Annotated in this window: 16 protein-coding genes; 7 read left to right on the top strand and 9 right to left on the bottom strand. The window is 47.9% G+C overall.

Annotation, left to right across the window (positions count from 1 at the left end; translation table 11 throughout):
* Positions 1–137 precede the first annotated feature (137 nt).
* Complete coding sequence (gene mbl, locus G9F50_RS01875; protein WP_003151237.1) at positions 138–1,139, bottom strand: cell shape-determining protein Mbl; 1,002 nt, start codon at positions 1,137–1,139, stop codon at positions 138–140.
* 180 nt (positions 1,140–1,319) lie between these two features.
* The gene (spoIIID, locus tag G9F50_RS01870; protein WP_003151236.1) at positions 1,320–1,601 is read right to left on the bottom strand and encodes a sporulation transcriptional regulator SpoIIID; all 282 of its coding nucleotides are present in this window, start codon (positions 1,599–1,601) and stop codon (positions 1,320–1,322) included.
* A 331-nt stretch (positions 1,602–1,932) separates the two neighbouring features.
* On the opposite strand from spoIIID, the gene G9F50_RS01865 reads away from it, so the two are divergent.
* Complete coding sequence (locus G9F50_RS01865; RefSeq protein ID WP_014305988.1) at positions 1,933–2,346, top strand: MarR family winged helix-turn-helix transcriptional regulator; 414 nt, start codon at positions 1,933–1,935, stop codon at positions 2,344–2,346.
* Positions 2,347–2,370: 24 nt separating this feature from the next.
* Positions 2,371–3,567, top strand: coding sequence for an MFS transporter (locus G9F50_RS01860; RefSeq protein WP_060562450.1), 1,197 nt, complete (start codon positions 2,371–2,373; stop codon positions 3,565–3,567).
* 36 nt (positions 3,568–3,603) lie between these two features.
* Here the strand turns inward: G9F50_RS01860 and G9F50_RS01855 are convergent, their stop codons facing one another.
* The 3 genes from G9F50_RS01855 to G9F50_RS01845 all read right to left on the bottom strand — a co-directional run bounded on the left by G9F50_RS01855 (position 3,604) and on the right by G9F50_RS01845 (position 7,149).
* Positions 3,604–5,058: an NCS1 family nucleobase:cation symporter-1 gene (locus tag G9F50_RS01855; protein WP_060562449.1), complete on the bottom strand. Its 1,455-nt coding sequence runs from the start codon at positions 5,056–5,058 to the stop codon at positions 3,604–3,606.
* A 163-nt stretch (positions 5,059–5,221) separates the two neighbouring features.
* Positions 5,222–6,586, bottom strand: coding sequence for an MFS transporter (locus G9F50_RS01850; RefSeq protein ID WP_165406487.1), 1,365 nt, complete (start codon positions 6,584–6,586; stop codon positions 5,222–5,224).
* Positions 6,583–7,149, bottom strand: a complete 567-nt coding sequence (locus G9F50_RS01845) for an isochorismatase family protein (protein WP_012118644.1) — start codon at positions 7,147–7,149, stop codon at positions 6,583–6,585. Before G9F50_RS01845 ends, G9F50_RS01850 begins: the two co-directional genes overlap by 4 nt.
* Before the next feature lie 252 nt (positions 7,150–7,401).
* On the opposite strand from G9F50_RS01845, the gene G9F50_RS01840 reads away from it, so the two are divergent.
* Together G9F50_RS01840 and G9F50_RS01835 are read left to right on the top strand one after the other, a co-directional pair.
* Complete coding sequence (locus G9F50_RS01840; RefSeq protein ID WP_003151223.1) at positions 7,402–8,613, top strand: ammonium transporter; 1,212 nt, start codon at positions 7,402–7,404, stop codon at positions 8,611–8,613.
* Between the two features lie 17 nt (positions 8,614–8,630).
* Positions 8,631–8,981, top strand: coding sequence for a P-II family nitrogen regulator (locus G9F50_RS01835; protein WP_003151222.1), 351 nt, complete (start codon positions 8,631–8,633; stop codon positions 8,979–8,981).
* 51 nt (positions 8,982–9,032) lie between these two features.
* Here G9F50_RS01835 and ftsW read toward each other — a convergent pair whose 3' ends face one another.
* Complete coding sequence (gene ftsW / locus G9F50_RS01830; RefSeq protein ID WP_060562447.1) at positions 9,033–10,187, bottom strand: putative lipid II flippase FtsW; 1,155 nt, start codon at positions 10,185–10,187, stop codon at positions 9,033–9,035.
* Positions 10,188–10,351: 164 nt separating this feature from the next.
* Here ftsW and G9F50_RS01825 point away from each other — a divergent pair, with 164 nt between their 5' ends.
* The gene (locus G9F50_RS01825) at positions 10,352–10,927 is read left to right on the top strand and encodes an undecaprenyl-diphosphatase (protein WP_003151220.1); all 576 of its coding nucleotides are present in this window, start codon (positions 10,352–10,354) and stop codon (positions 10,925–10,927) included.
* A gap of 16 nt (positions 10,928–10,943) precedes the next feature.
* On the opposite strand, the gene G9F50_RS01820 is transcribed toward G9F50_RS01825, so the two are convergent.
* Positions 10,944–11,366 carry a VanZ family protein gene (locus tag G9F50_RS01820; protein WP_060562446.1) on the bottom strand — a complete coding sequence of 141 codons (423 nt, stop codon included), beginning with the start codon at positions 11,364–11,366 and terminating at the stop codon, positions 10,944–10,946.
* A gap of 91 nt (positions 11,367–11,457) precedes the next feature.
* A complete protein-coding gene (gene spoIIQ / locus G9F50_RS01815; protein ID WP_060562445.1) occupies positions 11,458–12,327 on the bottom strand; it encodes a stage II sporulation protein SpoIIQ in 870 nt (289 codons plus the stop codon).
* 138 nt (positions 12,328–12,465) lie between these two features.
* Here spoIIQ and G9F50_RS01810 point away from each other — a divergent pair, with 138 nt between their 5' ends.
* Together G9F50_RS01810 and G9F50_RS01805 are read left to right on the top strand one after the other, a co-directional pair.
* On the top strand, positions 12,466–12,957 hold the full coding sequence (locus tag G9F50_RS01810; protein WP_089072492.1) for a GNAT family N-acetyltransferase: 492 nt from the start codon (positions 12,466–12,468) through the stop codon (positions 12,955–12,957).
* Positions 12,954–13,403: a DUF5362 family protein gene (locus G9F50_RS01805; RefSeq protein ID WP_007407573.1), complete on the top strand. Its 450-nt coding sequence runs from the start codon at positions 12,954–12,956 to the stop codon at positions 13,401–13,403. The genes G9F50_RS01810 and G9F50_RS01805 overlap by 4 nt, the downstream gene beginning before the upstream one ends.
* 31 nt (positions 13,404–13,434) lie before the next feature.
* On the opposite strand, the gene G9F50_RS01800 is transcribed toward G9F50_RS01805, so the two are convergent.
* Positions 13,435–13,872 (bottom strand): DUF5392 family protein, encoded by a 438-nt coding sequence (locus tag G9F50_RS01800; RefSeq protein ID WP_060562444.1) that lies wholly within the window; start codon positions 13,870–13,872, stop codon positions 13,435–13,437.
* Positions 13,873–14,092 lie beyond the last annotated feature (220 nt).

Raw genomic sequence — 14,092 nt, 5'->3', positions numbered from 1 at the left:
TTATTTCCAGTTGCCTCACCGGAACATTTGTTCTATAATGAAAATCAGCATTTTTTCTTATTATCGGATTTACATTCCCGTTCGTGAAGGGTTTGACAGAAAAAAACCCCATTCTTTTTCAGAATGAGGTTTTATCATCAGCTCAGTTTGCGTTTTGGAAGCTTGTCCATGTTATCCAGCATGACGCCGGTTCCGACCGCAACACAATCCATCGGGTTCTCAGCAACAAGAACAGGCACCCTCAGCTCTTCGGCAAGAAGCTGGTCAAGCCCGTTTAACAGCGCTCCCCCGCCGGTAATGATAACGCCGCGGTCGATGATGTCAGCGGACAATTCAGGCGGTGTTCTTTCAAGAACCTGCTTGGCGGCCTGCACAATGACGGCAACTGATTCACGAAGGGCTTCTTCTACTTCTTTGCTGTTTACTGTAATCGTTCTCGGCAGACCGGAAACCATGTCACGGCCGCGGATGGTGATTTCTTCATGACGTGCGTCTGGGAAAACCGTTGCGACCTTCACCTTAATATCTTCAGCGGTACGTTCACCGATCAGCAGCTTATACTCGCGTTTGATATAATTTAAGATTTCCATGTCAAACTTGTCCCCAGCCATCTTAATAGAAGAGGAGGTGACAATATCGCCCATAGAAATAACTGCGATATCTGTCGTACCGCCTCCGATGTCAACAACCATGTTACCGCTCGGCTGGAAGATTTCCATACCCGCGCCGATAGCGGCAACTTTTGGTTCTTCTTCAAGGTACACATGCTTTCCGCCGCTTTTTTCAGCTGCTTCTTTAATCGCTTTTTGCTCAACGGATGTAATATTCGTCGGGCAGCAGATCAGCATGCGCGGTTTTGAGAAAAGTCCTTTTACATTCAGCTTATTAATGAAATGTTTCAGCATAGCTTCTGTTACTTCGAAGTCTGCGATTACGCCGTCTTTCAGCGGACGGATCGCAACAATATTCCCAGGTGTACGTCCAACCATTCGTCTGGCTTCTTCACCGACAGCCAGCACTTTGCCGCTGTTTTTATCAAGTGCCACAACGGAAGGCTCATTCAGAACAATTCCTTTTCCTTTTACATGGATCAGTACATTTGCAGTACCGAGGTCAATTCCAATATCCCTTGCAAACATCTATTTATATCCTCCTTGATATCTGTTTCACAGTAAAATATCCACATTGTGCCCTAATTATATATATTATCATAATTTATCAAAAAAAAGCTGCTGAACGATATAAGTTCTTGACAAAATTTTGCGGATATTCGCGAAACCGCCCGGGAGGAGAAAAAAGGGCCCGGCAGACGTCAGGCGCTACGGCTGCTGAACGGGCTCCCCTTCAAGAATTTCATCCTTCTTGTACTTTAGTTTCGTCGCCTCTCCCCCTCTTAAATGTCTGATGGATTTATGATAATCGAGTATTTCTTTTACTTCATTCGCCAAGTCAGGATTGATTTCAGGCAGGCGCTCTGTCAGATCTTTGTGTACGGTACTTTTGGAAACACCAAACTCTTTCGCAATGACACGAACGGTTTTTTTCGTCTCCACGATATACTTACCAATCTTGATTGTTCGCTCTTTGATGTAATCGTGCACACCACTCGACCTCCCCAGTTGGATGTGAGAAGTGTGAAATGAGATCCGTATTCTGTAACAGATTCACTGATGATGCAGCTTCTTCGTTGTCCGATTATATAAGAAGGTTTTAGAAATATGCCCACGATCCCTCACCTCAAACACTCTCTTTGATAGGTTTGTAACAGTGTATTAGCAATGAATTGGGAATATGCTAAAAACTCAATAAGGACAAGGGGCGGGTCATAATTTTCTGCTTTTTGAACGGGGGGTTTACATCCGCGCGATCCTGCTGTAGAATGAAACAGCACAATTAGTTACTTAGGTAAGTTTTTTGAAAAGGAGAACGGAAATGATCCACGTCAACAGACGCCTCATTCATCAAATCAATCAATGCGCCCGCCTGATTACGAAGAAAGCCAATGAACGGCTGGAACCATTCGGCCTGTACTCCTCTCAATGGTCAATCCTATATTGCTTAAAAACGATCGGGCCGATGACCCAAAAAGAAATCTGGTCCTATCTGAACGTAGAGGCGCCGACCGTTACCAGAACGATCAAACGCCTTGAAGAAAACGGCTGGATTCAGCGGGAACAGGGAGAAGACAAGCGGGAAAAGCTCGTCGTCCTGACGAAGGAAGCTGAATTGAAATACAACAGCATCAATCAAGAGATGCTGAAGTTCGAGGAAGACATGCTTGCGGATTTCCAAGATGGAGATAAGGAAGCTTTTTCTGAGTTTCTGAATGTGTTTTTAACGAAATAAAAAAGAAAGGGAAGTGCTGTACTTTTGAGTAAATCTGACTCGATCTGGACCAAAGATTTTATTATGGTCGTACTCGTGAATTTATTTGTCTTTGTGTTCTTTTATACATTTTTGGCCGTGCTGCCTATCTATATGATTCAGGAGCTTGGCGGCAGTGAATCGCAAGGAGGGCTTTTGATCAGCCTGTTCCTGTTATCTGCTATTATCACCCGTCCTTTTTCAGGGGCGATTATTGAACGGTTCGGCAAGAAAAGAATGACGATTGTATCTCTGGCGCTGTTCGCCCTGTCTTCTTATCTGTATTTGCCGATACACAATTTCTATCTGCTGCTCGGACTGCGTTTTTTCCAAGGCATCTGGTTCAGCATTTTAACGACGGTCACGGGCGCAATTGCCGCTGACCTTATTCCCGCCAAGCGGCGCGGTGAGGGACTCGGTTATTTCGCGATGTCTATGAACCTTGCCATGGCGATCGGTCCGTTTCTCGGACTGAGCCTTGTGAAAGTCATATCGTTCCCGGTGTTCTTTACGCTTTTTGCCGTATTTGTTTCTTTAGGCTTGCTGATTGCTTTTATGATTCGTGTGCCGGATCAAAACAACAGCGGAACGACTGTCTTCCGTTTTTCTTTCTCCGACATGTTTGAAAAAGGCGCGCTTAAAATCGCGCTTGTCGGGTTGTCCATTTCTTTCTGTTATTCAAGTGTGACTTCATATTTATCCGTTTATGCAAAGACGATCCACCTGTTGGATGTCAGCGGCTATTTCTTCGTCTGTTTCGCCGTGACGATGATGGCCGCACGTCCTTTCACAGGAAAGCTGTTTGACAGAGTGGGGCCGGGAATCGTCATCTATCCGTCGATTATCGTGTTCTCCGCGGGGCTTTGCATGCTGGCGATGACAAACAGCGCCCTCATGCTTCTCTTGTCCGGTGCCGTAATCGGTCTCGGATACGGCTCTATCGTACCGTGTATGCAGACGCTGGCGATTCAGAATTCGCCCGGACACCGTTCAGGCTTTGCGACGGCTACCTTCTTCACTTTCTTTGACAGCGGGATTGCCGGCGGGTCATATGTATTCGGCCTCTTCGTCGCTTCGGCCGGATTCCATTCGATTTATCTGGCAGCGGGGCTGTTCGTCCTGATTGCTTTGCTCCTGTATGGCTGGAGCCAGAAAAAAAGAACGCCGCTTGAAGCGGACGGAAACGTTTCAATCGCAGACTGATATGACAAAAAGCCGGGGGGCAGCCCCCGGCTTTTTTTATTCGGCCGCTCTTTCCCGCACGATTCGCCCCTCCGCTTTTGCATAAGGAGGATGAATGTACATAAGCGCCGTATAACCGAGACATGACAAAATGACACCCGCAAACCAGGAGATATCATAGATGCCGGCGAACGCCGGGACGTACATCCCGATTAAAGAAATAAACGCGCCGAGAAACGTCGCGGCAAAGGCCCGGTAATTATAGCCTTTGTAATAAGTGTACTGTCCGGTTTCTGAATAAAGGTCTTCAACTGAGAGCTGCCTTTTTCTGATGATAAAATAATCAGCCATCATCACCCCGGCCACCGGTCCGAGCATCCCGCCGATAAGTCCGAGAAACGCATATACATTCGTGGCGCTCTCCATCAGCTTCCACGGTATTGTGAACAGAGCCAAAACGGCGGTCAAATACCCTCCCCTTCTGAATGTAATATACTTCGGCAGGACATTCGCCAAGTCATAGGCCGGTGACACGATGTTTGCCGCCACGTTAACCGAGACGGCGGCGATGCAAAGTGTGATGACCGAAAGAGCGATGACGAAAGGATTATCAAACCGGGCCAAAATCTCCACCACATCCCAAATCGGTTCTCCGAATGCTACCTGTGATCCGGATGTCACCGTGATGCTTGCAAACGCAAACAGCGCAAATGTTCCCGGCAGCCCGTAAAACTGGCCGCGAATCTGTTCTTTTTGCGACGCGGCGAACCGGGTGAAGTCAGGGATATTCAGGATCAGCGTCGCCCATATTCCGATAATTCCCGTCACTCCGGCGGCGAACGGCCAAAACGTTTCAGAAAAGGTATGGAACTTTCCCGGCTGTGAGTAAATCGGACCGAGCCCGCCGGCAATATCTATCGCCCACCAGACCATGCCGCCGAAGACGAGATATACAAGCGGGCCCGCCCACACTTCAAATTTTTTGATCGATTCCATGCCGTGCCGCAGCACAAGCAGATGAATGCCCCAAAAGAAAATGAACGACAGAAAGCCCGGCAGATGAAGCCCGAATATATTCCAATCTCCGCCGAGACTCCCCCAGCCAGGCCATATGTTCAAAAGCAGAATGTGTAAAGCCGTGCTCCCGGCAAATGTTTGAATTCCGAGCCACATGATGGCTGTAAACGCCCTGAGAAGCGCCGGAATGTTAGCGCCGTATATTCCGTAAGAAGCCCTGATAATGACCGGAAAAGGCAGGCCGTATTTCGTTCCGGCATGGCCGTTCAAGGCCAAAGCGGCGAACAAAATCAGTGACGCCGTCACGATAATGGCGAGCACCTGCCACGGAGAAAGGCCGATCGCAATGAGCCCGCCCACAGTCGCGTAGGTCGGGATATTATGAATACACCCCATCCAGATGGATGCAAAATTCACTGCTTTCCATGTCCGTTCGCCGTCTTCTAAAGGCAGTAAATCTTTGTTGCTTAGCCGATCACTCATTGTTTTTTTCATTTTCTCCCTCCCGCATGTACGTTTTCCTTACATCACATGTGAAAAAATATAACTGAAAATTCCGTAAATAACATTGGTTGCTGTCGACAATAATCGTTTTGATTTTTGAGTACATTACACAAAAAAAAGAGACGGGGAGAGCCCGTCTCTTTTTTTGCGCCTGTTAAGAGGCTTTTTTGAGGAGAACCGAAAACCGGGACGCCATCAAAAGGCTTACGGCGCCGACAACGATAAGAATCGTCCCAAGCATATGAAAATGGCCGGCGGTAATTTCTTTTCCGAAAAGAATGCCCAAAATGACAGAAGACAAAATCGAACCGAGATACCGGCAGGTCTGAAACAGGCCGGACGTTGTTCCGACCATGTCGGCGGGGCTCGCTTTCAGCATGGCCGCCTGAAACGTGACATTTCCGAAGCCGTAGCCGACACCCAGCACCGACAGGATCAGCCCTTTTCCTATCATGGGCGCCTGAAGGAAGAAAAACGTTAACAGCACCGCTCCGAGCGCGGTCAGGCAGGTTCCGGCAACAATCGGCTGAAGAAGCCCTTTTTTATCTATCCATTTTCCGGTCAAAGGCGACACCAGAATACTCATGCCCGACATAAACAGCATAATCAATCCGCTTGTCTGAACGGACAAATGCATTTCATCCTGAAAATAGCTCGGAAGCCCGAAAAAGATGCAGTAAAAGAATATATTCAGCAAAATAAATTGAATATACACCGACGATAGTTTCCGATGCGTTTTAAACAGCCTGACATCAATAAACGGCTTCTCCGTTTTCAGCTCGCGCCAGATAAACAGCCCGACAAACAAAAGCCCGAATACGCCTTCTGTATAGTGAGGCTTCGTACTGAAGGACAATAAAAACGACAGGAGAAGGATAATCGCTCCGGCAAACAGAAGTATCCCGATCGTATCAAGCTGGCGGAGCACGCCTTTCAAGCCGCCGATCTCGCGTTTTTCATCTTTCGGAAACATATACATTCCGAGAAAAAAGCTGAGAATGATAAACGGCAGATTGACGAAAAAGATTGCCGGCCACCCTCCCCAAACGATCAGAAAACCGCCGAGAGTCGGACCGAGCGCCGTCATGGCTGATGCAAAGATTGACAGGACGGCCAGTGCCGAAGCCTGCTTCTCCTGTATATTTGAACGGATCAATCCGACGCCGGACGGATATATCGCGCTGCTTCCGATCGATTGAAAAAGCCGCATGATCAGCAATGTCATGAAAGTCGGCGCAAACGGCGCGCCGACCGCCGAGACGGCAACAAGCAGAAGCCCGATCAAAAACAGCTTCTTCCTGCCGAGCATATCACCGAGCTTCCCGGTAACAGGCTGCGCCACCGCGCTGGCCAGATAAAAGGACGATATCAGCCAGGACACCGTTGTAAACGACAGGTGAAATTCATGCTGAATACTGTGAAGCGCAAGAGAAATCATCGACGAGTTCAATGGGTTCAGCATCGTCCCCGAAGCCACGGCCGTCAAGAACAGGACGCGGCTTTTTTTAGAGATTGTCATTTTGTCTGTGCGATAAATTCTTCCGTCGTCCGGCTTCTGCCGATTTTCGGGAAGATAAACTTGAGTGTCGCTTCGTGCTGTTCATCGCTGAATGTCGCCATCGCGTCAGTTACGAAAACTTGCTGATACCCGAGCTGAAAAGCTTCTCGCGCCGTGCTTTCCACCCCGATGTTTGTCGCAATCCCGCATAACACAATCGTGTCGATTCCCCGTCTTCTGAGCTGAAGGTCCAGGTCCGTGCCGAAAAACGCGCCCCACTGCCGTTTTGTTACCGTATAATCATTTTCTTTCACTCCGATGTCAGGCACAAATTCAGCCCAGTCCGCCGGCGGAGCCGAATGGCCCGCCGCCTCTTCATCCGTCAGCGGCTTCAGCGCATCCGCTCCGTCATGAAAATCCACGTTCACAAAGCTGATAAATCCGCCTTTTTCCCGGAACACATCAATTAATTTTTTCGCGTTCGGCACAACGGTACCGCTTTTATCAATCGGCACAATGCCTTTTTGTAAATCAATAAGGACCAAAGCCGTTTTTTCAAATTGCAGATTTAATGATGTTGTCATAATGATTCCTCCTGATGCAGTTAGTGTTTCTCACCCCGTTTATTTTACTCTTTCCCGGACAGGATTTCTTACGCCGTGCTCCGGCGCTCTTTTTATGGATATAAAGTCGCACGACACCCATTTGAAAAAGCAGCATTATGAACGCAAAAAACCATGTCAGATAACCTTACACGAAAATGTTTTATCGTTCTTTTTTCTCTATAATAATGAATTAATCACAATTACATTCTGAATGAGACGGAGGAATACAACATGCAGATGGGCGATACAGTATTTATGTTCTTTTGCGCTTTACTCGTGTGGCTGATGACCCCCGGGCTGGCTTTGTTTTACGGCGGAATGGTAAAAAGCAAAAATGTGCTCAGCACGGCGATGCATAGTTTTTCTTCTCTCGCCATCGTATCCGTCGTTTGGGTTTTGTACGGATATTCACTTGCTTTTGCCCCCGGCAATACATGGCTTGGCGGGATTGAATGGGCGGGGCTGAAGGGGGTCGGCTTTGAACCCGGAAGTTACAGTGATACGATCCCGCATTCCTTGTTCATGATGTTCCAAATGACGTTTGCCGTACTGACGACAGCCATTATTTCCGGAGCATTTGCTGAACGCATGAGATTCAGTGCTTTTCTTGTATTTTCCTTTTTGTGGGCTTCCCTCGTATATACGCCCGTTGCGCACTGGGTATGGGGCGGCGGCTGGATCGGCCAAATGGGCGCTCTTGACTTCGCAGGCGGAAACGTCGTCCACATTTCTTCCGGAGTCGCCGGGCTTGTGCTGGCGATTGTGCTCGGAAAACGCAAGGACGGCACGGCGGCTTCCCCTCACAACTTAATTTACACGTTCTTGGGCGGAGCGCTCATCTGGTTCGGATGGTTCGGCTTCAATGTCGGCAGCGCCCTGACGCTTGACAGTATCGCGATGTTTGCCTTCATTAACACAAACACCGCGGCTGCAGCCGGAATTATCGGCTGGATTTTAATCGAATGGATGCTGAATAAAAAACCGACCATGCTGGGCGCTGTGTCAGGCGCTATCGCCGGGCTTGTCGCCATTACGCCGGCTGCCGGGTTCGTTACGCCGTTCTCTTCCATCGTAATCGGTTTCATCGGCGGGCTTGTCTGCTTTTGGGGCGTTTATTGGCTCAAAAAGACTTTCGGTTATGATGATGCGCTTGACGCTTTCGGCCTGCATGGGATCGGCGGGACATGGGGCGGCATCGCGACCGGTTTATTCGCAACCACTTCCGTCAATGACGGCGGGGCAAACGGGCTGTTTTACGGCGATCCGGGACTGCTCTGGAAGCAGATTGCGGCCATTGCGGCAACCTATGTATTTGTATTTATTGTCACTTTCGTTATCATTAAAATTGTAGGTCTGTTCATTCCCCTTCGCGCCAGTGAAGAAGAAGAGTCACTCGGGCTTGATTTAACGATGCACGGGGAAAAAGCATATCAGGACTTATAAAGTGAGGAGTGGCTTAGATGAGCGGTCAAATGTTCAAGGTAGAAATCGTTACGCGTCCGGCTAAGTTTGAAACATTGAAACAGGAACTCGGTAAAATCGGAGTCACATCGCTGACCTTCTCCAACGTACACGGCTGCGGCCTTCAAAAAGCCCACACCGAACTGTACCGCGGAGTCAAAATTGAGAGCAATGTGTATGAACGGCTGAAAGTGGAAATCGTTGTCAGCAAGGTCCCCGTTGATCAAGTAGTGGAAACGGCGAAAAAAGTGCTAAAAACGGGAGAGCCCGGAGACGGCAAAATATTCGTCTATGAAATCGGAAACACGATTAATATCCGCACCGGAGAAGAAGGACCAGGAGCTTTATAAACAGGCAGAACGCCCGGAGACAGAAATGTCCCGGGCGTTTTTTCAGCTTCATTAAAAAGAAGAAACCTTTTTTTCATGCGGGACAGGCCGCTTATGCCGTACGGGTTGTTTTTTCGCATATGTACTGATATTGACCAGTATGCCGCACAAAAACAGCGTCATAATTAATGAAGAACCGCCGTAGCTGATAAACGGAAGCGGCACACCCGTAACCGGGAGAAGTCCGCTCATCGCTCCCAAATTCAATACAACCTGAAACATTAATTGAAACGTAATTCCGATGGCAAGAAGCTTCCCGAACGGGTCATCAGCCCGCACGGCCGTTTTTACGCCGAGAAGCATTAACGCAAAATATAATCCCAAAACGATCAGAACACCGAATATCCCCAGTTCTTCGCTGATCACGGCCATAATGAAATCGGTATGCGCCTCAGGCAGATAGTTCATTTTTTCAACACTGTTTCCAAGCCCTCTTCCGAAAAACCCGCCTCCGGAAATAGCAAAATAGGATTGAATCAGCTGATAGCCGTCCCCGTTCGCGTCACCAAACGGATTGGTAAAGGAAACGAGGCGCTTCACACGATAGGAAGCCGAAAATGCGAGATAAACAACCCCGGACACCGCCGTCGCGCCGAGCACGAACAGATGGCGCTTTTTCAAGCCGGCACATAATAAAATCGACCCGCACGCCGCCAGGATTAAGGAAGCCGTCCCTAAATCAGGCTCCGCCAATGTCAGCAGAAAAGCGGTCCCCAAAATCACTAAAGGCGGCAGAACCCCTTTCACAAATTGATGAATGTACGGCTGCTTTTTCGTATAAATCGAAGCGAAATACAAAATCATCGCGATCTTCGCCAATTCAGACGGCTGTACGACAAGCGGGCCCGCTCCCAGCCACCTGCGGGAGAAATTCCGCTCCAGCCCGATTCCCGGTATCAATACGAGCAGCAGCAATACCAGCGAACCGACCACAAACAGCGGTACAAGCCGCGCATACCGCTTATACGGCAGACAGGCGGCAAATAGAAATAAGCATAATCCGATCAGTAAAGAGACACTCTGTTTATGGAAGAAATAGGATGGATCTCCATACCGCTGAGACCCCATCACATCACTGGCGCTGTACACCATTAACAAGCCGAATCCGCAAAGCAGCATAATGACAAACACAAGCGGCAGATCGGCGTTTTTCAAACGTTTCAGCAACGGACAAAACTCCTTCGGCTATTCTTTTCCCGCATACTTGACGCACAGTAATACAGTCACGTTTCATTCTGTTTACTTTTTTATGATTATTTTTAATACCAATTGTGTCTCATAGAAAAAAGCATTACACTGTTCATATAAAATAAAGATAAAAGGTGATATTTGTGAATTACGAACTATTTAAAGCGATCAATGGTTTGTCGCACCATAGTGCCATTCTCGACTCTATCATGGTATTTATTACGGAATACGCCATTTACGCCTACGCCCTTTTCCTGCTTGCCATGTGGCTGTTCGGAAGCACAAAAGGCAGACAAAACGCCCTGTACGCGGGCTTCACGGGTGTTGCAGCGCTTATCATCAACTACCTCATCACGAAAGTCTATGTCGAGCCGCGCCCCTTTGTCGAGCATACGGTTCATACGCTGATCCCCCATGCCGCGGATGCTTCATTTCCGAGTGACCATACGACAGGCGCTTTGGCGATTTCAATTGCGATTCTGTTCCGCAACAAAAAACTCGGCTGGCCGCTTGTGATTTTCGGCCTTTTGACCGGCTTCTCAAGAATTTGGGTCGGCCACCATTATCCGATCGATGTGCTCGGAAGCATTATCGTTTCCCTCATTGTCGGATTCCTGCTGTTCAGATTTTCAAATGTGCTTCGTCCGATTGTCGATCTGATCGTGCGAATCTATGAAAGTATCGTTCATAAAAGCAAATCGACAAACCATAATATATAAAAAAAGCCGGCGTCTGTCACAGACTGCCGGTTTTTGTATGTTTGGCTGTATGCTTTTTCCTTTGTAAAGCACAGAATGCGGCAATGCCGAGACTGTCAATCAGCACATCGCGGAGGCATCCGTTTCTGCCGAAAAAGAGCTGGACGATTTCTGTCAGGAAAGCGGCGGCCAATGCATACAGCACCGCCCTCTTCATGCGCCTGCACTCCCTGAAAAACAAATAGGCGAGCACAAAAAATGAAAACGCGTGCCCGAGCTTTTGAATCGCCGCTTCCGGTATGGCGAGCTCCGCCATATCGAACACAAAGAAACCGGACACATCCGGATGCGGCGTGAAACGGAAGGACACCGTCTGTGACACAATCATATCGTGAAAGCTTTCAGTCAAAGCCGAAACGAAAACAAAGACGAGCCACCCGGCCGCCAGACATTTATTCATTCAGCATCTCCTTCGTTTTCTACTAGTATAAAGGCACATGCGGCAATATGAAAAGCGCCTATCTGAGCTGATAGGCGCTTTGGGATCAAGATTACTTGCCCGAATCTTTCATTGAGCCGTCATCTTTACCATCTGTCTTGTCTTTTGTGCCGTCCTCTTTGTCACCTGGTTTTTCTTCGGTTTCTTTTTTAGGCGTCACATCTTTTTTCTCGGAAGACTGCTGAATTGACCCTTCCGTTTCTTCTGTCACAGCGTTTTTCTCTTCAGCCGCTGCTTTTTCAATAGATGTTACCGGCTTGTCCATAAAATTGAGCGGGTTCATCGCTACGCCGTCCTTGCGGATTTCAAAGTGCACGTGATTTCCGCTTTCTTCACTGTAAAGGTTTTTTCCGGATTTACCGATGACCTGGTTCTGCTTTACTTTGTCGCCCTGATCCACGCTGACTTCAGATAAAGACTGATAGACAGTAGACAGGCCGTCTGAGTGTTCAATTTCAACCACATATCCCAGTACCGGGTCTTTAGCAGCTTTAACAACCGTACCGCTCAGAGAAGCAGAAACATCAAATGATTTTCCGTCTTTCTCAGCTAAGTCAATTCCTTTACTGAGGCTGTACGTGTTATTATAGTTAACAAGTGCTGCTTCTTTCTCTTTTTTTGCGGCATCAGTTTCATAAAACTTTTTCACAACAGAAACATTTTCAGAATGAGCAGCCGGCATTGCGACGTTTTCCATTGACTTGCCTACTTCGACGGCATCGTCTTTGCCGCTGTCATACGCGGAGCTTCCGCCGTTGTTCGTCAGATTGTCCTTCACATCATTCGAAACGGATTGATACCAAAGGACAGCTGTTAAAATGACGGCCGCACTGACTAAGTAGATTGCAGGGAATATCCAGCGTTTGCGAAAAAACCGCTGAAGTTTTTTGACTTGAGAAGTTTTCTTTTCTTCCTCTCTCATTTGTTCATCACCTCAGCAACATTCTGAACACTTTTCTGAAAATATATACACATCCATAAAAAACTTTTTTGGAAATAGTATGTGCAGATTGCACTTGATTATGTAATAAAATGTGAAGGGAGATCCCGGAATATGAATTTGACCCTGCGCAAAGCCGTATTGGAGGATTTAGATGCGGTGGTGGCCATATACAACTCGACGATTGCCTCACGAATGGTAACGGCTGATACGGAAGAAGTGACGCCCGAAGACCGGATGGATTGGTTTTTGCGGCACACGGACCGGCGCCCGCTGATGGTCGCGGAAGATGAAACCGGCAAAGTAGCGGCCTGGATCAGCTTTGAAACGTTTTACGGCCGTCCGGCCTATGACAAAACGGCGGAGATCAGCATCTATCTGCATCAGGATTGCCGCGGCAAAGGAGCAGGAAGCTTTCTGCTGAAAGAAGCCCTGGCACTCGCTCCGGCAATCGGCATCCGCAGCCTGATGGCTTTTATCTTCGGACATAATGTGCCGAGCATTAAGCTGTTTGAAAAATTCGGTTTTACCGAATGGGGCGTATTCCCGGGTATCGCCGAAATGGACGGAAAACGATATGACTTGAACATTTTAGGGAGAGAACTGTCATGATCACCATCGATAAAGACAAAGACGAAAACCAGCCGCTCAATAAAAAAGCCCGTTCCCTTGCCGACATCGCCAAATGGGGAAAGATCACCGCCGTGTTTCTGATCATCACGGGCTCTCTTTCCGCTCTGTCAGCCATTGTGACGCTGCTCGGAGCCATTCCGGGGGTTCTGCTCATCATTTCCGGCGTCATGCTGATGCGCTCGGCAAAAGCGGCTGCCGCCCTTCAGGAAGGACTAGAAGAAAACGCGGAAGAAAATATGCTTGCACATTACGCGTCATTTATCAAAATGCAGTTTTTTTACGCGGCATCCAGTGTGGTATTGGGCATTCTCGCTTTTATTTTAGTCGTCATCTTCGCTGTCATCGGAATTATCGCTTATCACAGCACTGATACGTATGACACGCCTGATTCATATTACTATGAGAACGACCCGGTGTTTGAATGACAAAAAGAGCTGATCGCGCGTCAGCTCTTTTTTAATAAAGCATTTCTTTTTTCCGGTCTTCTTCCGTTAAAAATTCAATAAAGCTCTTCATCGCAGACGGTTCCTCGGCAATCAGCCGGGTATAGGCGCTTTTCCGTTCCTCGGACAGAATGTCGCTTTTTCTGATTCTGTTCAGCATATAAAGGCGGATCGTTTTTTGCACCTGTTTCCGCTGATAGCCGGCTTCCTTAAAAAACGCAAGACCCAGAGCCGCAAGGAGGGCAAAAATGCCGGCCGAGACGAGAGCTCCTCTCCCGGAAGGGGCCTGAATCAAAAGCGATGCCAGATGAAACAGACTAAAAGCGGCGAGCGGGAAAGCAAGAAAACGGTACATGATGCTTTTTTTCATCAGCGGCGCGATGGCGATTTGTATTTTCTGAATTTCTTTTTTTATGAATCCCGGCAATTGTTCCGCATGCTCCAGCTTCATGCCCTCTCCCCTTTGCTGTCATTTTTGTCTTCTTTTTCATATATGCATATTTTACCGCACCCGGAACTTTCTTTGAAAGAAAACTGCATTCATCTTTGATTCCGGCTCTTTATTCTTTCAAAATGTCAATGTTATAATTTGAAATGGGAATCAGATTGCTGCACTTGTCGGAATACTAATGGGCACAGTCTTGATAAATATGATATAGCGGGGTTGCAAA

The sequence above is a fragment of the Bacillus sp. EKM206B genome (genome assembly GCF_011066015.1).
Classification (GTDB): domain Bacteria; phylum Bacillota; class Bacilli; order Bacillales; family Bacillaceae; genus Bacillus; species Bacillus velezensis.
The sequence above is the reverse complement of the archived record's forward strand: the minus strand, read 5'-3'. Positions and strand labels throughout refer to the sequence as shown.